Source organism: Alistipes sp. An66, assembly GCF_002161445.1.
In the GTDB taxonomy this organism is placed as follows: Bacteria; Bacteroidota; Bacteroidia; order Bacteroidales; family Rikenellaceae; genus Alistipes; species Alistipes cottocaccae.
The window spans coordinates 311,053-330,194 of sequence record NZ_NFHT01000001.1 but is presented as its reverse complement, the minus strand read 5'-3'; the positions used below and the strand labels follow the sequence as shown (position 1 = coordinate 330,194).

General features: G+C 60.5%; 18 protein-coding genes, 1 tRNA gene and 1 pseudogene. 15 read left to right on the top strand and 5 right to left on the bottom strand.

All coding sequences use genetic code 11. From position 1 onward, the window contains the following. The first annotated feature begins 71 nt into the window (after positions 1-71). Complete coding sequence (locus B5G16_RS01360; protein WP_087260320.1) at positions 72-656, top strand: thymidine kinase; 585 nt, start codon at positions 72-74, stop codon at positions 654-656. A gap of 160 nt (positions 657-816) precedes the next feature. Here B5G16_RS01360 and B5G16_RS01355 read toward each other — a convergent pair whose 3' ends face one another. The 3 genes and pseudogenes from B5G16_RS01355 to B5G16_RS01345 form a co-directional block, all read right to left on the bottom strand. Continuing rightward, positions 817-2,364: a sulfatase-like hydrolase/transferase gene (locus B5G16_RS01355; protein WP_087260319.1), complete on the bottom strand. Its 1,548-nt coding sequence runs from the start codon at positions 2,362-2,364 to the stop codon at positions 817-819. Between the two features lie 188 nt (positions 2,365-2,552). After that, positions 2,553-3,245, bottom strand: coding sequence for a hypothetical protein (locus B5G16_RS01350; protein WP_087260316.1), 693 nt, complete (start codon positions 3,243-3,245; stop codon positions 2,553-2,555). Positions 3,246-3,269: 24 nt separating this feature from the next. Beyond that, positions 3,270-4,412, bottom strand: a pseudogene (locus B5G16_RS01345) (carbon starvation CstA family protein); the annotation flags it as partial. A 154-nt stretch (positions 4,413-4,566) separates the two neighbouring features. Between B5G16_RS01345 and B5G16_RS01340 the strand changes: the two are divergent. Next, positions 4,567-4,638 (top strand) — tRNA-Thr (locus tag B5G16_RS01340). 512 nt (positions 4,639-5,150) lie between these two features. Here the strand turns inward: B5G16_RS01340 and B5G16_RS01330 are convergent. Further along, positions 5,151-6,548 carry a Gfo/Idh/MocA family protein gene (locus B5G16_RS01330; protein ID WP_087260313.1) on the bottom strand — a complete coding sequence of 466 codons (1,398 nt, stop codon included), beginning with the start codon at positions 6,546-6,548 and terminating at the stop codon, positions 5,151-5,153. Positions 6,549-6,644: 96 nt separating this feature from the next. Here B5G16_RS01330 and lnt point away from each other — a divergent pair, with 96 nt between their 5' ends. Both lnt and B5G16_RS01320 read left to right on the top strand, forming a co-directional pair. Beyond that, positions 6,645-8,237 carry an apolipoprotein N-acyltransferase gene (gene lnt, locus B5G16_RS01325; RefSeq protein WP_087260312.1) on the top strand — a complete coding sequence of 531 codons (1,593 nt, stop codon included), beginning with the start codon at positions 6,645-6,647 and terminating at the stop codon, positions 8,235-8,237. A 12-nt stretch (positions 8,238-8,249) separates the two neighbouring features. Beyond that, the gene (locus B5G16_RS01320) at positions 8,250-9,539 is read left to right on the top strand and encodes a bifunctional folylpolyglutamate synthase/dihydrofolate synthase (RefSeq protein WP_087260310.1); all 1,290 of its coding nucleotides are present in this window, start codon (positions 8,250-8,252) and stop codon (positions 9,537-9,539) included. Between the two features lie 99 nt (positions 9,540-9,638). Here B5G16_RS01320 and B5G16_RS01315 read toward each other — a convergent pair whose 3' ends face one another. Then, positions 9,639-9,944 (bottom strand): DUF3467 domain-containing protein, encoded by a 306-nt coding sequence (locus B5G16_RS01315; RefSeq protein ID WP_087260308.1) that lies wholly within the window; start codon positions 9,942-9,944, stop codon positions 9,639-9,641. A 192-nt stretch (positions 9,945-10,136) separates the two neighbouring features. Here B5G16_RS01315 and B5G16_RS01310 point away from each other — a divergent pair, with 192 nt between their 5' ends. The 11 genes from B5G16_RS01310 to yidD all read left to right on the top strand — a co-directional run bounded on the left by B5G16_RS01310 (position 10,137) and on the right by yidD (position 18,970). Beyond that, positions 10,137-10,814, top strand: coding sequence for a LysE family translocator (locus B5G16_RS01310; protein ID WP_087260306.1), 678 nt, complete (start codon positions 10,137-10,139; stop codon positions 10,812-10,814). After that, entirely contained in the window at positions 10,801-11,505 is a 705-nt protein-coding gene (cmk, locus tag B5G16_RS01305; RefSeq protein WP_087260305.1) for a (d)CMP kinase, read from the top strand. The genes B5G16_RS01310 and cmk overlap by 14 nt, the downstream gene beginning before the upstream one ends. 81 nt (positions 11,506-11,586) lie before the next feature. Then, on the top strand, positions 11,587-12,456 hold the full coding sequence (locus B5G16_RS01300) for a 4-hydroxy-3-methylbut-2-enyl diphosphate reductase (protein WP_087260303.1): 870 nt from the start codon (positions 11,587-11,589) through the stop codon (positions 12,454-12,456). Between the two features lie 130 nt (positions 12,457-12,586). Then, the gene (locus B5G16_RS01295) at positions 12,587-13,060 is read left to right on the top strand and encodes a hypothetical protein (RefSeq protein WP_087260301.1); all 474 of its coding nucleotides are present in this window, start codon (positions 12,587-12,589) and stop codon (positions 13,058-13,060) included. Further along, positions 13,053-14,714, top strand: a complete 1,662-nt coding sequence (locus tag B5G16_RS01290) for a S41 family peptidase (RefSeq protein ID WP_087260299.1) — start codon at positions 13,053-13,055, stop codon at positions 14,712-14,714. Before B5G16_RS01295 ends, B5G16_RS01290 begins: the two co-directional genes overlap by 8 nt. Before the next feature lie 9 nt (positions 14,715-14,723). Continuing rightward, the gene (locus tag B5G16_RS01285; RefSeq protein WP_087260298.1) at positions 14,724-15,899 is read left to right on the top strand and encodes a sensor histidine kinase; all 1,176 of its coding nucleotides are present in this window, start codon (positions 14,724-14,726) and stop codon (positions 15,897-15,899) included. Beyond that, a complete protein-coding gene (locus B5G16_RS01280) occupies positions 15,896-17,074 on the top strand; it encodes a DUF4271 domain-containing protein (protein WP_239405903.1) in 1,179 nt (392 codons plus the stop codon). The genes B5G16_RS01285 and B5G16_RS01280 overlap by 4 nt, the downstream gene beginning before the upstream one ends. Positions 17,075-17,124: 50 nt before the next feature. Further along, positions 17,125-17,967 (top strand): uroporphyrinogen-III synthase, encoded by an 843-nt coding sequence (locus B5G16_RS01275; RefSeq protein WP_442856525.1) that lies wholly within the window; start codon positions 17,125-17,127, stop codon positions 17,965-17,967. A gap of 84 nt (positions 17,968-18,051) precedes the next feature. Further along, entirely contained in the window at positions 18,052-18,258 is a 207-nt protein-coding gene (locus tag B5G16_RS01270) for a hypothetical protein (protein ID WP_204227971.1), read from the top strand. Between the two features lie 126 nt (positions 18,259-18,384). Further along, positions 18,385-18,753, top strand: coding sequence for a ribonuclease P protein component (locus B5G16_RS01265; RefSeq protein ID WP_087260290.1), 369 nt, complete (start codon positions 18,385-18,387; stop codon positions 18,751-18,753). Further along, complete coding sequence (gene yidD, locus B5G16_RS01260; protein WP_087260287.1) at positions 18,710-18,970, top strand: membrane protein insertion efficiency factor YidD; 261 nt, start codon at positions 18,710-18,712, stop codon at positions 18,968-18,970. Before B5G16_RS01265 ends, yidD begins: the two co-directional genes overlap by 44 nt. Positions 18,971-19,142 lie beyond the last annotated feature (172 nt).

Sequence of the window (19,142 nt, the reverse complement as noted above, 5' to 3'; positions counted from 1 at the left end):
GACACGATCCGGCCGGTCCGTGAGGGCCGCCGGATCTCCATAGACAACGTTTTCAAAACCCCGAAAAATCCATGTTTCTCGAAAACGCCAGCCGAAAGGGCTGGATCGAAGTAGTCTGCGGATCCATGTTCTCCGGAAAGACCGAAGAGCTGATCCGTCGGCTGAAAAGAGCACAGTTCGCCCACCAACGGGTCGAAATCTTCAAACCCCGGATCGACGTCCGCTACTCCGAGGAGGAGGTCGTCTCGCACGATGCCAACGCCATCCGCTCGACCCCCGTGGAGTCGCCCCAGAACATCCTGCTGATGACCTCCGACGTCGATGTCGTGGGCATCGACGAAGCCCAGTTCTTCGACGACAGCATCGTGGATGTCTGCCGGCAGCTGGCCGACAGCGGCGTCCGCGTCATCGTCGCCGGGCTCGACATGGATTACACCGGCAAGCCCTTCGGCCCGATGCCAGCCCTCATGGCCACGGCCGAGTACGTCACGAAGGTCCACGCCATCTGCGTCCGCTGCGGCAACCTCGCACACCACTCGCACCGCCTGACGGCCGACGAAAAGCAGGTCATGCTCGGCGCACAGGACAGCTACGAGCCCATCTGCCGCCACTGTTTCCGGGAGTTGCGGCTGGCAGAGAAAAAGCAGGGAAAGTAGCCCGCAAAGGCGGAAGCGGAGTCCTCCCGCACGAAAACACCCCTGTCGCCGATGGCGGCAGGGGTGTCCGTTTCCAGAGCACGGGCGGAACGGTGCCCGGTTGTTGTTCGATTGCTCCCGCTCCGATCGCACCCGCTCCGGGCGCCCCGCACCGAAACGGTTATTTCACCGTCGAAGCCACGGCGCCGCGAACCTCCGCCAGCAGAGCCGACAGTTCGGCAACCACGTCGGGATGCTCGGCCGCCACATTGTTCCGTTCACGCGGATCGGCGCTCAAATCATACAGTTGCGGCTCCGGAGCGTTGCCCAGTTCGGTCTTCGTCCAGAATTCCAGAGCCGGGCCGTCGCTCGGTTCCAGATACTTCCACGGCCCGGACAGGATCGCCAGCGTGTTGTTCAGATTCTGCTGCACGACGTACTCCCGGTCGTTCTGACGTTCGCCGAGCAGTTCCGGGAGGCAGTCCCGGCTGTCGGGAGCCGCCGTCGCGGGAAGTTCGGCCCCCGTCAGCGAAGCCAGCGAACGGTAGACGTCGATCTGCGAAAAGAGCGCCGGCTGTTCGCCCGGCCGTACGCGGGCCGGCCAGCGCACGATGAACGGAACCCGCGTCCCGGCTTCGTAAAGGCTGTATTTCCCGCCCCGGTAGATGCCCATCGGCGTATGGCCGTTCAGCAGTTCGAGCGCCCGGTCCTGATAGCCGTCGTCGATCACCGCCCCGTTGTCCGACGTGAAGATGAAGAGCGTATTGTCGGCAATCCCCAGGCAGTCCAGCGTCCGCATCACCTCGCCGATCGTCCAGTCGAGTTGCAGGATCACGTCGCCACGGGTCCCCAATCCGCTCTTGCCCGCAAAACGCGGGTGCGGAACGCGCGGAACGTGCACGTCCTGCGTCCCCATATAGAGGAAGAAGGGTTCGTCCCGGTGCTGCGCGATGAAGCGCACGGCCTTTGCCGTGATCGTGTCGGCGATGTTCTCGTCGACCCACAGCGCCGAACGCCCGCCCGTCATCCAGCCGATGCGCGGAATGCCGTTGACGATCGTATTGTTGTGCCCCTGGCTCGGTTTCAGCGTCACCAGTTCGGGATTCTCCTCTCCCGTCGGCCAGTCGCCTACCTTGTGGTCGTAGCTCACCGTGATCGGGTCCGCAGGATCCAGACCGACCACATGCCCGTCCTCGACAAAAACGCACGGAACACGGTCCACCGTCGCCGGAATCAGGAACTCATAGTCGAAGCCGATGTCGCGCGCTCCCGGACGGATCTCGGCGTTGAAATCCGTACCTCCGGCCGGACCCAGCCCCAGGTGCCATTTCCCCACGGCCCCCGTCGCATAACCCACGCTGTGGAGCGCATCGGCCAGCGTATGGCACGCCGTATCGATGATCAGTTCGGAGTTGCCCGGAGCAATGCCCGTATTCTGCTGCCGCCACGGATACATGCCCGTCAGCAGCCCGAAGCGCGACGGCGTACTCGTCGCCGAGGTGGCGTATGCGTTCGTGAATCGCCGGCCCTGCGCAGCCAGCCGATCGATATTCGGAGTCGAGATCTTCGTCGCCCCATAGCAGCTCAAATCACCGATTCCCAGATCGTCGGCATAAATGAAGATCACGTTCGGACGAGTCCCCGCAGCAGGTCGGGGTCCGTCGCCGCAACCCTGAAAAAGAGCCGCAGCCGGCAGTGCCGCCAGCAAACAGCAAGTGTTGGTTTTCATGGCTTTCGAAATTATGGTTGTCTATTATCAGTTCAAAATTCTGCCCCCGGAGCCGACGGACCGTGTCTGTTCTCAACAAGTTACGCCCAGCACCCTCTCTCAACACCCATCCTCAACAAGCCCTCTTTCAGCCCCCCCCTCTCTCAACGGCTCCCCCTCTCAACGGGCCCCCTTTCAACGCCCCTCTCTCAACGGGCCGCACGCAGCGCCTCGATGAAGACCGGCCACAGAGCCCACAGGTTCTCCGTTTGGAGCCACAGCTCCCGCGCCTGCGCCGCCGGGGTCGGATGCTCGCTCTCGATGTCCCGCAGGTAAGCCTCATCGGCCGGATGCTCCGCCGCCGTGAACTCCTCGAACCACGGGGCGAAATGGCTCCGGAAGCGTTGGAGCTCCCCCGCCGGCAGCTTCCCGTCCCGACGGTAGGCCGACCACAGCAGCAGAATCTCCCGCGCCGGGGATTTGTCCGAGATGTCGTTGATGACCTCGTCGAAAAGCTCCTCCTCGCCCATTGCCAGATAGTCGAAGGCCAGCAGCTGGCTCCCTTCCAGATGATCCTCCGGGTCGAGTTCGAGCAGCATCTCCAACAGCGCCGCCGAAAGTTCGAAATCATTGATCAGGAAGTGGTCGATGGCCGACGCACGGATCAGTTCCAGGGCCGCCCGCGAATTGCGGTGGTTCCATTCGAGATTCACCTCCTCATCCTCGGGAATCAGTTCCGCAAGGCGCTGGAACGCCTGAAACCGGGCATTGCAGGCTCCTTCGACATCCCCTTCGGCCTGCATCTGCCGCGTCCGGGCCAACACCCGGGAAAAATCATACGGACCCTCCCCGACCACCTCGAACGTCTGATCCGGAGTGGGTTCAAGCACAGCCTTTCGCATCGTCGCGTCGCAGTTTAAAGATCACAACAAGATATAGATGCGCTTGCGCAGCGTCCGCTGCTCGACACCCATGAAGTCCGCCACGATCAGGCGCGCCGACCGGAAGGCCGTATCCCCGGAGGTGACGGCGCAGGCCACGACGCCGAAAATCACAAAGCCCGCAAGAACCGGTCCCAGCGTCTTCGTGGCAATGACGTCGATCATCACGCCCGCCTGACCGCCGTATTGTGCGATCGCGGCGTTCAATCCCTCGACACCGCCCCAGAAGGCCATGCCGATCGCCGCCCAGATCAGGGCAATGATCGACTCGGAGATCATCGCTCCGTAGAAGACCGAGCGGCTCTCCCGTTCGTTGCGCATGCAGCGCGCCATCAGCGGCGACTGTGTGGCATGAAACCCCGAAATCGCGCCGCAGGCAATGGTCGTGAAGAGCATCGGGACGATCGGGAAATTCCGCGCATCGGCAATGCAGTTCCGCAGCGAGGTCAGCTCCGGGATCACGTAGTCCCGGTCGAACAGCAGTACGAAGAGGATCCCGAGCGCCATGAACAGCAGGGCAAAGCCGAAAATCGGATAGATCCGGCCGATGATCTTGTCGACCGGCAGCAGCGTCGCCGCAATATAATAAAGAAGAATCACCCCCAGCACGATCAGCAGCAGCCACGAGAAACCGCCGAAGGCCGGAACGTCCAGAGACGGGATATCCAGTCGGTTGGCGATCAGCGAGGCGGGTTGCGAAAGGAAAACTGCTCCTACGAGGATCATCAGCCCTGCGGAAAACAGGCGCATGACGATTTTCACGCCGGGGCCCAGATAGCGCCCCACCAGTTCGGGAAGGCTCGCACCGTCCTGCCGCAGCGAGATGACGCCGGAGATGAAGTCGTGCATGGCACCCATGAAGATACCGCCCAGCGTGATCCACAGGAAGGCCACGGGACCGTACGCCGCACCGAGAACCGCGCCGAAGATGGGGCCCAGACCGGCGATATTGAGCAACTGGATGAGAAAAATCCGCCAGCGCGGAAGCGGAACGTAATCCACGCCGTCATAAAGGCGGTCGCAGGGCGTAGTCGCCGAAGGGTCGATGCCGACCAGCCGCTCCAAATAACGGCCATAGGTAAAATAGGCCGCGATGAGCAGCGCCAGACATATCAGAAAAGTGATCATAGCAAAAATTAAGACTCTGTTTCCATGCGAATATAACAAGAATTGCGAGATTTTTCACAAAATTGTTGCGAGGAAAAAAATTTTTTCAGATATTTGCAGTCCCAAAGAGAACGGTAGGGTTCACAAAAACCGATGTTCTTGCGGGCAGTTGAAAGCCGAATTAGCTCAGCGGTAGAGCACTTCACTCGTAATGAAGGGGTCCCGAGTTCAAATCTCGGATTCGGCTCGAAAGTCCGAGGCCGCAAGGCCCGAAACGCAAACGGAAACCGCCGCAAAGCAATTTGCAGGCGGTTTTTTGTTGCGGAACGTGACTCGCGAAAGCGAGGCGGACTTTCGAAAGCGCCCCTGCGGCAAGCAGCCGAGAGAAGACGAGCGCAGCGATGTCAAATTCGGATTCGGCTCGAAAGTCCGAGGCCGCAGACCCGAGACGCAAAGAAAAACCGCCGCAAAGCAATTTGCAGGCGGTTTTTTGTTGCGGAATGTGACTCGCGAAAGCGAGGCGGACTTTCGAAAGCGCCCCTGCGGCAAGCAGCCGAGAGAAGACGAGCACAGCGAAGTCAAATTCGGATTCGGCTCGAAAGTCCGAGGTCGCAGACCCGAGACGCAAAGAAAAACCGCCGCAAAGCAATTTGCAGGCGGTTTTCCCGTGGCGGGAATCGCACACCCGCCGGGCAGGGCAAATCCTAAACACGTCAAAGGCCCGGACCGTGGATTCAAAAGCCAGGAAACAGACAACGGCTACTCCCCGACCATGGCATGGCGGTAACCCCGAATCTTGTTCCAGTCCCCGCGCGTGAAGTCCGGAACCGCAACCGGGGCACTGTTATGTTCGAGAGACAAGGCCGTCAGGGCTCCGATACACGACCATTCCGCCGCATCGTACACATCCTGATCCAGCGGCAGACCGTTCCGCAGGCAGTAGATCAGCCGGTAGTCCATGATGAAGTCCATGCCGCCGTGGCCCCCGACCTCCCGGGCCGTTGCTTCCAGCTCCTTCGTGATCGGATGCTTGTACCGCTCCATCAATGCCGCACGCACCTCGTCCGACACGAAGCTGTGCGAACTCAAATTCTCATGGTCCGGAACCCCGGCATCCGACAACTGCTCCGGCTCGAAGGCATATCCCTCCACCGGATATTTGTTGGCAAAGCCCTTCGTGCCGGTCAGCTGGTACATCCGACTGTACGGGCGCGGCGTATAGACGTTATGTTCCAGAAGGATCGTCCGGCCCCGTTCGGTCTTGATCAGCGTCAGCGTCTGGTCCCCGTTGGCGAACGTCTCCGCACCCATCTTCTCTTGCGCTGTTTCAAGGCCCTTGACCGACGGCGTATCCATCGAAACCAGATAGCGCATCCGGTCGCCACGGTGGATGTCGAGCAGCTGGCACGCCGGACCCAGCCCGTGCGTGGCATAGACGTCGCCCCGGTGTTTCTGATTGAAGTCGAGACGCCAGTTCCCCTGGTAGTAGTCCCAGAAGGGTTCCAAGTTGTGGATGTAGGCTCCCTCGGTATGGAGGATCTCGCCGAAAAGTCCCTGCCGGGCCATGTTCAGCGTCGTAAGTTCGAAGAAGTCATAGACGCAGTTTTCAAGCATCATGCAGTGGCGCTGCGTCTGCTCGGCCGTGTTGACCAGCTGCCAGCACTCTTCCAGCGACGTGGCCGCCGGGACCTCCACGGCAACATGTTTGCCCTGCTCCATGGCGTAGACCGCCATCGGGACGTGCAGCTGCCACGGCGTGCAGATATAGACCAGATCGAGGTCCGCACGCCGGCAAAGCTCCTTCCAGCCCTCCTCGCCGCTGTATGCCGCAGCCGCCGGAAGCCCGCGCCGCGTCAGGATGGCCTGCGCACTGTCGACCCGCTCGGGGTAGAGGTCGCACAACGCACGGATCGAGACCCCTTCCAGGTGCGTGAACCGCTCCACGGCTCCCGGGCCCCGCATCCCAAGCCCGATGAATCCCACCCGAACCGTATCCAGCGGTTCGGTCCGCAGGCCCAGTACGGAACGCTGTCCGGCCGCCCGGGCCGGGGTCTCCGTCACGAGGATCCCATCCTCCATCCGGCAACTTTTCGATCCGCAGCCTGCGAACAGCAGCGTCCCGGCCACAAAACTCCAAAATACAAGGATTTTCTTCATCTTTCAGACGGTTTGGTCAATAGCTGGACAAATGTAGGAAATATTTTGAAATATGCGCCCGTTTGACTACTTTTGCGTTCATAAAATTCTCCTTCCATGTTGCGCAGGTTTGCAGCGGTAATCCTTTCAGCCATTCTCCTTGCTCCGGGATGGCTCGGGCTTTCGGGAATGACCCTCTTCGCGGGTCTCGTCCCCCTGCTCTGGATCAGCGACTCCTACGGCGATTCCCGACGCGACTGGTGGCGCATGTTCGGGTGGGCAGCGCTCGCTTTCGCGCTCTGGAACGTACTGACCGTGTGGTGGATCTGGTATGCCACGCCCGTCGGCCCCGTCGCCGCGACGCTCGCTTCGACGACCCTGAACCTGATCGCCTTCATGCTCTTCCACACCGTCTCGAAAAAGGCGCACAAGGCCCTCGCATACGTCACCCTCGCCGCCGCATGGATCTCCACCGAATACTGGTACACCGTCGGCGACTTCTCCTGGCCCTGGCTCATCCTCGGAAACGGTTTCTCGCACGAAGTGTGGGCCGTACAATGGTATGAATACACGGGCGTCTTCGGCGGTTCGCTGTGGGTGCTCATCGCCAACATCCTGATCTTCGAGGCCTGGAAGGCACGACGCAACCCCCGGAAACGGTACGCTGCCGCCGCGGTCATCCTCCTGCCCGTCGCCGCGTCGCTCATCGTCCGAAGCTGCTGGACCCAACCCGACGAGGGGACGGTCCGCGTCAGCATCATCCAACCCAATGTCGACTGCTACGACAAATTCCACGGCGACACGGAGCGTCAGGAGCGGAATATCCTCGACCTGCTCGCGCAGGTCCCGCAGGATGCGCAGTTCGTCCTGCTGCCCGAAACGGCCGTGCCGGGATACTACCGCGAACCGGCCCTGGCCGAATACCCCTGGGGCGACGCCGCAGAACCCGGAGCCTTCTGGGCGGAGCTGACCGACTCGCTCCGCAGCCGCCTCCCCAACGCCCTGCTCATCGCCGGGGCCAACACCATCCGCTCCTATCCCGCCGGCGCACAGACCGAAACAGCCCGTCCCGACCGATTCGGCGGAGGGTATTACGACGTCTTCAACACCGCCGTGGGGCTCGACTCCGCAGGCCGCATGCAGCTCCACCACAAGGGACGGCTGGTGATCGGCGTGGAGAACACCCCGACGTGGGTATTCAAGGTGCTGAAATTCCTCGTCATCGACCTCGGAGGCGTCGTCGGACAGATCGGAAAGGGTCTCCACGGAACGGCATTCGCCCATGACGGCGCGGCCGTCGGTCCGGCCATCTGCTACGAAGGACTCTACGGCGACTTCTACGGCGACTTCGTGCGCCGCGGCGCCCAATTCATGGCCATCATCTCGAACGACGGATGGTGGGGAGACACACCCGGATACAAGCACCTCTTCTCGATCTCCCGCCTGCGCGCCATCGAACACCGCAGAGCCATCGCCCGCGCGGCAAACACCGGTCAGTCGGGATTCATATCCGCGACGGGCCAAATCGGGGAGACCCTCGGTTGGGAGGAGCGCGGCATCCTCACGGCGGAGGTGCCCCTCCACAGCGAAACGACCTTCTACACCCGATACGGAGACTATCTGGGCCGCATGGCCGAATACATCCTGCTGCTCTCCGTCCTGTACTTCGTCGCCTACCGCGTCAAACGACGGAACCATCTTGTGAAATAAACCCCATTTGTCATGAACTATACCCAGACCCTCGAATTCCTCTTCCAGTCGCTGCCCGCCTTCGAAACCCAGGGCGCTACGGGATACAAACCGGGATTGGAGCGCATCACCGCATTCTGCCGCCACATCGGAAACCCCCAGCGGAACTTCTTCACCATCCATGTCGCCGGAACCAACGGCAAAGGCTCCGTGGCCCACATCATCGCTTCGGTCCTCCAACAGGCCGGGTATCGGACCGGACTCTTCACGTCGCCCCATCTGCGCGACTTCCGCGAACGGATCCGCGTCGACGGAGAAATGATCCCCAAGCAGAAGGTCGTCAACTTCGTCGACAAGCACCACGACAAAATGGTCGAACTCGAACTCTCGTTCTTCGAAATGACCGCAGCCATGGCCTTCGACTACTTTGCACAGAGCGACGTCGAGGTCGCCGTGATCGAAACCGGACTCGGAGGACGTCTCGACGCCACGAACATCATCGTCCCGATCCTCTGCGTCATCACCAACATCGGACTCGAACACACCGCACTGTTGGGCGACACGCTCCCGAAGATCGCCCGCGAAAAGGCCGGGATCATCAAGAAAAGCATCCCCGTCATCATCGGCGAAGCCGACGCCCGCTACAACGAGGTCTTCGAACAGACGGCCGCGGCGAACAAGTCCCGCGTGATCTATGCCGAGCGGGAGTTCCTCTGCGAGGAGCACCGCCCGGAGGGTGAATACCAGCATTTCCGGCTCCGCAGAACCCGCGACGAACAGGCGTTCGACGTGGAGCTCGACCTGCAAGGGGATTACCAGTGCCGCAACATCGTCACGGCTTCGGCCGCCATCGACTTCCTCCACGAGGAGACGCCCCTGACGATCTCCCGGAGAGCCTATCTCGAAGGTATGAAAAAAGCCGCGGCCAACACCTCGCTGATGGGCCGCTGGCAGAAACTCGCGGATGCCCCGCTGACGATCTGCGACACGGGACACAACGCCCACGGAATAGCCTGGGTCGCCCAACAGTTGAAGCAGACGCCTCACCGCAATCTGTACTGCGTGATCGGCTTCGTCCGCGACAAGGATCTGGCGCATATCCTGCCACTGCTGCCCCACGAGGCACACTATCTCTTCACGCAGGCACAATCCGAACGAGCCCTCCCGGCCGCCGAACTGACCGCCAAAGCCGCCATTTACGGATTGCACGGAGATGCTGTCGGGCAGGTTTCGGAAGCACTGGCGCGCGCCAGAGAACTCGCCGGTCCCGAGGATCTGATCTTCATCGGAGGCAGCACCTACGTCGTTGCCGAGGCGTTGTGACGATCCGCGCGAGCCATGAAAAAACCGGAGCCTGGATTCAGACTCCGGGTTTTCGTTGTTTGGCCCCTCGATGTCAGGCTGGCCCCGTCCCCTTCGATGTCAGGCCTGGCCCATCTTGGGGCCCGTCTCCGGAATCACACCCGGAGTCGGAATCTCGATCTTGCCCACGTTGCTCTCGTAGCGGACAATGTTGTCCTGCAAGGAGCGCAACAACCGCTTGGCATGTTCCGGCGTAAGAATGATCCGACTCTTGACGCGCGCCTTCTGCACCCCCGGAAGAACCGTTGCAAAGTCGATGATGAATTCCGACGTCGAATGCGATATGATGGCCAGATTCGAATAGTGTCCCTGTGCCACCTGATCGTCCAGTTCCAGATCAATGCCGAATTGTTTCATCTCTGCCATACCTCACGAATTTGATTTTTTGCAAAAATAACCGGTTTCGCAACATGATATTATACCCGGACGGCAAAGTTTTCGATATTTTATCAACAGTATGACCCCGACGCCGGACAGAATTCCCGTTTTTTTATCTTTCATGATCCGTATGTGCCGCCTTTTTCGTATCTTTGTCATCCAAACCCGCACTCCGGCAATATGGCATTCGATATCGTTGAAACCCTGTTCCGCGGCATTTGCGTCGGCGTCGCAGCCTCGATCACCGTCGGGCCCGTCGCCGTGCTCTGCATCCAGCGCACGCTCTCCAAGAACAGGCGCTCCGGAATCATATCCGGAATCGGCGTCGCATGCGCCGACACCTTCATGGCCATGATCGCCCTGTTCTTCTACTCGATGCTCCAAACCCAGATCGAGCAGTACAACACCCTGCTGCGGGTAATCGGCGGAATCTTCGTCGTCATCGTCGGCGTATTCATTTTCGCACAGAACCCCGTCCCGCAGATCCGAAGAAACCGCGCCGGAAAAACATCCCTCTGGCAGGACTTCGCATCCATATTCGGACTCACCATCGCCAACTTCATCATGGTGATCCCCTACATCCTCGCCTTCTTCGCCGTATTCAAGATTTCGAGCGGCGAAATGACCGAACACACCGTCGGAGACTTCTTCCGCGCCATCTTCGTCATCGCTGGATTCTTCTGCGGGGCTGCCGCCTGGTGGACCTTCCTCGCCTGCGTCATCAACCTCTTCCGCAGACGCTTCCGCCCCCGGCACATGCTCACCATAAACCATGTCGCCGGACTCATCATCGGAATTTTAGGCATCTACACCATATTATCCACTTTTTTTGACATATTCCCGAATGTCGGACACTAAACAAAAGATCATAATCGCCGTCGACGGCTTCTCGTCCTGCGGCAAAAGCACCTTCGCAAAGGCAATAGCGGCCCGCCTGGGCTACATCTTCATCGACACCGGCGCCATGTACCGCGCCGTGACCCTCTATGCCCTCGAACACGGGGCCATCCGCTCCGGAATCGTCGACGACGAGGCCGTCGTGAAGCTCCTCCCGGAGATCTCCATCACCTTCCGATTCAACCCCGAGCGCGGCGCCAGCGACATCTACGTCAACGGTGATCTCGTCGAGGGAAAGATCCGCACGATCGAGGTCTCGAACTGCGTGAGCCGCGTCAGCGCCATCCCCGAGGTGCGGCAGAAACTCGTCGCCATGCAGCAGGAGATGGGGCAGCGACGCGGCGTGGTGATGGACGGACGCGACATCGGAACGGTCGTCTTTCCCGATGCCGAACTGAAACTCTTCATGACGGCCGATCCCGCCGTCCGGGCCGAACGCCGGTACAAGGAGTTGAAAGAGAAAGGCATGGACGTAACGCTCGATGAGATCGAGCGCAATGTCCGCGAACGGGACAAGGCCGACATGAACCGTGCCGTCTCGCCGCTCCGTCAGGCCGAGGATGCCATCGTGCTGGACAACAGTCACATGACCGTCCCAGAGCAGATGGAATGGTTTTTGGCGCGCTTTGCCGAAGTTACCGCCCGCCCGTAAGGGGCAGGCAGGCAGAGGGGCCGGCGAAAGGCAAAGCCCCCTTGAAAAATCCGGAAACGGATCCCCAAAAAGACAAAACGCATGCGTATCGAGATAGACGATAAATCGGGTTTCTGCTTCGGTGTGGTCCGCGCCATCACGGAGGCCGAAAAGGCCCTCGCCGAAGGCGGGACCGTGCACTCGCTCGGAGACATCGTACACAACCGCATCGAGGTTCAGCGCCTCGAACGCCTGGGACTCCGGACCGTGACCCACGACGAAATGCCCGCAATCGCCGGAGGCCGCCTGCTCATCCGGGCGCACGGAGAGCCCCCGACCACCTATGCCGAAGCGGAACGCCTGGGAATCCGCGTGATCGATGCCACCTGCCCGGTCGTAGCCCGACTCCAACGCCGCGTCATGCAGGCCCACGAACAGATGGGGCCCGTCGGCGGACAGGTCGTGATCCTCGGAAAACGGGGACATGCCGAAGTCGTCGGACTCACAGGACAGGTCGAAGAGCCCACGATCGTGATCGAAAACGCCGACGATCTCCGGACAATCGACTTCGCACGCCCGATCCACTTCCTCTCGCAGACCACACAGAGCATCGCTCTCTTCGAAGCGCTCGGCACCGAGATGAAGCGCCGTGCCGCAGACCCCGGGCAGGTACGCATCGACGATACGATCTGCCGCCAGGTCGCCAACCGCGAGCAGCATCTCACGGAGTTCGCCGCAAGGTTCGATGTCGTGATCTTCGTCTGCGGACGCAAGTCCTCGAACGGAAAGGTGCTCTCGGAGGTGTGCCGGAGCGCCAACCCGAAGACCCACGTCGTCGAAGAACCCGACGAAATCGAAGCCTCCTGGTTCGAGGGGACCGGAAGCGTCGGAATCTGCGGCGCAACGTCCACCCCCAAGTGGCTGATGCAGGAGGTCGCCCGGGCCGTCGGGGAAATAACGAAAAAACCGTAAGAACAAAAGGCGGTGAATGGAGCGCCGGAACTCCCGCCTCAACCCCCTCCCGGCAAAGAAAAACAGAACGGTCGATCCGGGTACCGGATGGCCGCCACGGACAAATCGGAAAAAACAAAACTCGAAAATTATGAAATACTTCATCCGCTCGTTAAAATATTTCTGCGCCCTGTGCGTTCTATGTGCAGCGATCATGTACCTCAACCGGATGGCCGGAACCGCCAGACTTACCGTCACGGAGACCCTCTACGTGATGTTCCATACGCCGCGCGGCATGATGCTCCCCGCCGTGATCCTCCTGCTCGCCGCCTTCTATCCCAAATTCGGATTCATCGTGCGGCAGGTCGAGGGGAACATCGACGACAACCGCGAACAGATCCTAAACGCCTTCCGTTCCGAGGGCTTCTCGCTCCGCAGCGAACACGACGGCGTGATGGTCTTCCGCGCCGACAACTGGGGCCGGAAACTCATGATGCTCGGAGAAGACGAACTGATTGTTTCACAATACGGACAATGGATCCGGATCGAGGGGATACGCCGCGGTGTGGCCCGCGTCCAGTACCGGCTCGATTCCTTTTTGGAGATGATTCGACGCAATGAATAGAAAATACCGCCCGCTGATCGCGGCAACGGCTGCCGTGGCCGTCGCCGCCGTTACGATCTTCGCCGCCCGGAACGACTTCGGGCTCGGACGCAACATGGAGATCACCGTCAACATGATGCGAGAACTGTCGCTCAACTACGTCGATCCGGTCGACCCCGACAAACTCATGGAAGGGGCCGCCGCCGGCATGGTCAGCGACCTCGACCCCTACACCGAATACATCCCCGAGGAGGGCATGCAGGATTTCGAACTCCTGACCACCGGAAAGTACGGCGGAATCGGCGCTCTCATCCGACAGAAGGAGGACTACGTCCGCATCGCACAGCCCTACGAAGGATCGCCGGCCGATCGGGCCGGTCTCAAAATCGGAGACAAGATCCTCTCCATCGACGGAAAGGACGCAAAGGGCTTCTCGACCGAAGAGGTTTCGTCAAGGCTCAAAGGAGAGCCCGGCAGCAAGGTCCGCGTCACCGTCGAGCACCTCGACGGAACGCAGCAGACCGCCGTCATCCGCCGCGAGCGCATCGCAATCCCCGGCGTGCCCTTCGCCGGATGGGCCGCCGATGGGATCGGATACATCCGCCACAGCGACTTTACCGAAGGGTGTTACGAGGAGATGAGGGCCGCCGTCGAACGTCTCCGCCAGGAAGGCAGCCTGAAAGGCCTCATCCTCGACTACCGCTCGAACGGTGGAGGCATCATGCAGGAAGCCGTCAAGATTCTCGGCATGTTCGTCCCCAAAGGAACCGAAGTCGTCAGCACCAAGGGCCGTTCGGAGGAGTCCCGGCAGGTGTTCCGCACCGGGTCCGAGCCCATACTGCCCGACCTGCCCCTCGTCGTGCTCATCAACGGGAACACCGCATCCGCGGCCGAGATCGTCGCCGGCGCCTTGCAGGACCTCGACCGCGCCGTGCTCATCGGGCAACGGAGCTTCGGAAAGGGGCTCGTCCAGACAACCCGCCCCCTCGGGTACAACACCATGCTCAAACTCACCACCGCCAAATATTACATCCCCTCGGGGCGCTGCATACAGGCCATCGACTACTCCCATTCGCAGGAGGGATCCGTGCGCACCGTCCCCGACTCGCTGATTTCCGAATTCACGACCCGCGCCGGACGAAAGGTCTACGACGGCGGCGGCATCATGCCCGACATCCGCACCGAACCGGAGTACATCTCCCGCTTCGCCGCAACCCTCTACGCGATGGGGTTCATCGAGGATTTCGGCGACGAATACACCCGCCGCAACCCCGGACAGGCGATCGACATCCGCACCTTCTCGATCTCCGACGACGACTATGCCGACTTCGCGGAGTTCATGAAGGAGAAGAAGGTCCCCTATGAGTCCGACACGAGGCGCGCCCTCAAAGCCCTGAAAAAAGCAGCCGACGAGGACCTCTTCGACGACCTGAAAGCGCGCTTCGAAAAGGTCGAGGCCGAATTGAAGGACGATACGCAGACAAACCTCGAAACCTACCGCGAACAGGTCATCGGGACGATCAACAACGACATCGTCATGCGCCACGCCTATCAGGCCGGCGTGATCGAGCACTCGCTGCCCGGCGATGCCGAGGTCGCACGCGCCGTCGGCGTGCTCGAAAACCCCGAAGAGTACGCCCGCATCACCTCGGAGCAGGATACGCCCCGAAAATAGCTCACGGCCATGAAAATCCATGCGAGAACCTTCTCCTTCCGCAACCGGCTGGTCGTCATCGTCGTCGGAGTCATGCTCGGAGCCGTGTCGCTGCTCTACACCAACGACATGGCACGCAAACTCAAAGGAAAGGAGCAGCATGACGTCGCCCTCTGGGCACACGCCATGGAGCGCGTCAGCCGCGACGTCATGGGGACCATTCAGGACCCGCTCGTCGCGGACATCATGTCCAACGGAAACAACATTCCGTTCATCATCACCAACGAGAACCTCGAAGTCATCAACTCACATCTGGTCCCCGAGAAGATCATCGACCACCCGGACCGACTCCGCAAACAGATCGACAAGTTCATGTCCGAAAACCAGCCCATCCCCGTGCGATACCGGTTTTCGTCGGAACACTACCACCTGATCTTCTACGGAAAATCGGCGCTCCTCAAATCGCTTTACTACTTCCCATACATCCAGATCCTCGTCATCACGGCATTCGTCGCCCTGGGATTCATCGCATTCCGGTCGTCGAAGCACGACGAACAGAACCGCGTATGGATCGGCCTCGCCAAGGAGACCGCCCACCAGCTCGGAACCCCGACCTCCTCGCTGCTCGGATGGATCGAGTACCTCCGTTCGCAGGAGATCGACCAGACGGCCGTCGAGGAGATGAACAAGGACCTCACCCATCTGATGAAGATCACCGACCGATTCTCCAAGATCGGCTCCGAAACACCGCTCACGCCCGAAAACATCAACGAGGTGGTCGGCGAATCGGTCATGTACTTCCGCAAGCGAATCCCGCGCAACGTCACGCTCGAATACAACGGACTGGCCATCGCCCCGGTGCAGGCCAACATCAACGCCGCCCTGTTCGAGTGGGTCGTGGAGAACCTCATGAAGAACTCGCTCGACGCCTTGCAGGGACACGGAGCCATCGACGTGCGCATCTCCTCGGATGACAAATACGTGATGATCGACGTCAAGGACACCGGAAAGGGAATTCCCAAAAGCAACTGGAAACGCATCTTCGAACCGGGATTCACGACCAAGACCCGCGGCTGGGGTCTCGGACTCTCCCTCTCGCGCCGCATCGTCGAGGAGTACCACCAGGGTAAGATCGCCGTCATCGACTCCGAAATCGGCAAGGGCACCACCATCCGGATCACCCTCAAACGCTCCTTCGCCGGATGATCGACGCCCGGCAACATACGGGAAACGCAGCTCCGGTTGGAATGACCTCCGGGGAGTCCGCCGCGGCAGGAGCGAACCGGGCCGAAGCGGGGACTCCCCGTGCAGAGAGTCCCGCAACGGCCGTTGCGGGACCGGCCGCAGACAGCATGGCCGCAAACGGCCGCAGCAAGGAGGTCCCCGAAAACCGCAATACGCCCGAAGAGCGCGTCGGAACGGTTCGGACGCACGGCAGAGCCGGCCTGGAACAAGCCGACACGGGCCTGATCCGCATCGGGACGGCCGTGCGCGAGGCCGGCAGCCTGCGGATCGCCGGCGACTCCACGGCTTTCACCGTCGATTCCCTGTATGCCGGAGGGCCCGGCAGCCTGCCGTTCGGAGAACTCGGGGCGGACCGCGTCGACATCCCGGAAGAGCAACCGGTGCCGTGGCGCGACACAACCGTCTCGGGACTCTTCGGAGAGTGCTCCGCGACCATTCAGCCCGAGCGGATCGAACGCCCGCTCTGCTCTCCGCTGACGGACAACGCCGTATTCCAGGGCTTCGTGCTCCTGCTCGCCGCAACCTACGCCACGCTCCTCTACCGGAACCTCGGGGACATCCGCAGCCTGCTGAACCGGATCTCCCGCGACAAAACCTCCGGAGAACGGCTCTCCGAAGAACCCGGCAGCAGCGGATTCGCCCGATTCCTGAATCTCACGACCGCCATCGGAATCCTCTTCATGGGGGTCGTGGTCGTCAAATACGGCGACTCGCTCATGCCCCCCGGACTCGGAAGATCCCTCTCCCACGGAGCCGTCCTCGCACTCAGTCTGCTCGCAACCCTCGCCTGGGGCATCGTCATCCTCTTCCAGGCCGCAGTCGTCCGCATCATCGGGGCCGTCACCCTCTCGCAGCCCTTCATCGCACAGCTCGTACAGTTGCGACAGACCTTTTTCTCGCTCGCCGTGATCATCGCATCGCCGGCCCTGCTCCTCTTCGCGCTCTGTCCGCGCGGAACCGGCAGCGTATGGTTTTTTGTCGGCGCCGCAGAATTGATCATTACGGCCGTTTTATACCTCAAGGAATCCCTGAATCTCTTTATTTCTAAAAAAATTTCGATTTTGCATTGGTTTTTGTACCTTTGCACCGTGGAAATCTTCCCAATCAGCCTATTATGGCTCCTTGCGGCGAGATGACCGAACGAAAACAAACCTAAATATCCGTAACGTTGAAAGTAAAGAGTGTATTGGTTTCGCAGCCGAGGCCCGCGATCATCGAGAAATCTCCGTTCTACGAACTCTCCCAGAAATACCAGGTGGAAGTAGCCTACAAACCCTTCATCCGGGTCGAGGGTGTCTCCCTGAAAGAGTTCCGCGCCCAACGGGTCGAAATTCTCGACCACACGGCTGTCATCTTCACCTCCCGGACTACGGTCGACAGCTTCTTCCACATCTGCGAAGAGGCCCGGATCACTGTCCCCGAAACCATGAAATACATCTGCCAGACCGAGGCCGTGGCACTCTATCTCCAAAAATACATCGTTTACCGCAAACGCAAGATATCGTTCGCCGACGGTTCGTTCACCTCGCTCGTCGAGCTCATCATCAAACACAAGGAGGAAAAATTCCTCCTCGCATTGAGCGAGCCCCACAAGCCCGAGCTGCCCGAAACCCTCGCCAAACTCAAACTCGCCGTCGATCCCGTCATCCTCGCACGCACGGTCGCCAGCGACCTCGAAGCCGTCCACATGAACGAATACGACCTGCTGGCCCTCTACTCGCCCTCGGACGTCAAGGCTCTGGTCGAGAAGTTCGGAACCGAGGAACTCCCCGCCATCGCCGTCTTCGGCGAAGGAACACTCAAAGCGGCCATCGACGCCGGGATCACCGTCCTCGCAAATGCCCCGACCCCCGTGGCTCCCTCCATGGCAAAGGCCATCGACCTCTTCATCCAGAAGGTGCAGAACGGCGAGGAGATTCAGCCCGTGGAGTTGGTGGCAGACGCCCGTAAGGAGGAGTTCATCCGCACGCAGCAGCACAAACTGGCCAAAAAAAGCCGGACACGCCGCGTCTCCGCAACTGAAAAATAGCGGACGGACAGAGCCGGCCGACCGAGAAACCGGGGGGGGGCAGAGAAGGGCACAGGAGAAGGGCACAGGAGAAGGGCGCAGGAAGTGAAGGCCGCAGCAGAGAAGAGCGCAGCAGAGAAGAGCGCAGCAGAGAAGGCCGCAGCAGAGAAGGCCGCAGCAGAGAAGGGCACAGGAGAAGGGCGCAGGAGAAGGGCGCAGGAAGTGAAGGGCGCAGCAGAGAAGGGCACAGCAGAGAAGGGCACAGCAGAGAAGGGCGCAGCAGAGAAGGGCGCAGAAAAGGGAAAACGATGAACGTATAAATGAGAAGACGGCTGTCCCGTTGAAAAGAAGAGACCTCCGGTGCTGAAAACCGGATACAGACAGAAAATCACAGAAACCGGATAGACAAACGCTCCGGAAAACCCAAAAATCCACAACATGTCCGCGCATTCGCTTCCCCGCAACGAAAGACTCCGCTCGCTGGGTGCAGTACGCCGTCTCTTCGAGTCCGGGGAGAGTGGATTCATTTTCCCGTTCCGGTACGTCTGGTTCGCCGAACCCGATACCGAACGAAGCGTCGAAGTCCTCTTCTCCGTTCCCAAGAAATTCCACAAACGGGCCAACAGACGAAACCTCCTGCGCCGCAGGACCAAAGAGGCTTACCGCCTGCAAAAACAGATGCTCACCGAAGGCGCTCCGCTCAACCTCGACCTCGCGCTCATCTACTCCTCGAAAGAACTCCTGCCCGCAAAAACCATCTCACATGCAGTCCGCAGAATTCTGGAAACGGTCGCTGAACGTCTGTAAACGGATCTGCGCCTTCCCGCTGATCCTTCTCGTGCGGTTCTACCAGCTCTGCATCTCTCCCCTCACGCCCCCGTCGTGCCGGTTTACCCCCACATGCTCGCAATACGCACTCGAAGCTCTGCGCAAATACGGGCCCGTCAAGGGTCTCTGGCTCACCCTGCGCCGGCTCGCCAAATGCCATCCCTGGGGCGGAAGCGGATACGATCCCGTGCCGTAACGAAAAAAGACCGGTCTGAAAACAGACCGGTACTCAAAAGTTGCGTCACTCTCACTCCTTGAAACCCTTCCCTTTTACAACCGCAAAGATCGTGCCCTTCTTCCAAACGGACAACTGCAACCCCAACTCTTCGGATCGGAATTTCGGCCGACGTCGAAGTTCCGGACAAAAA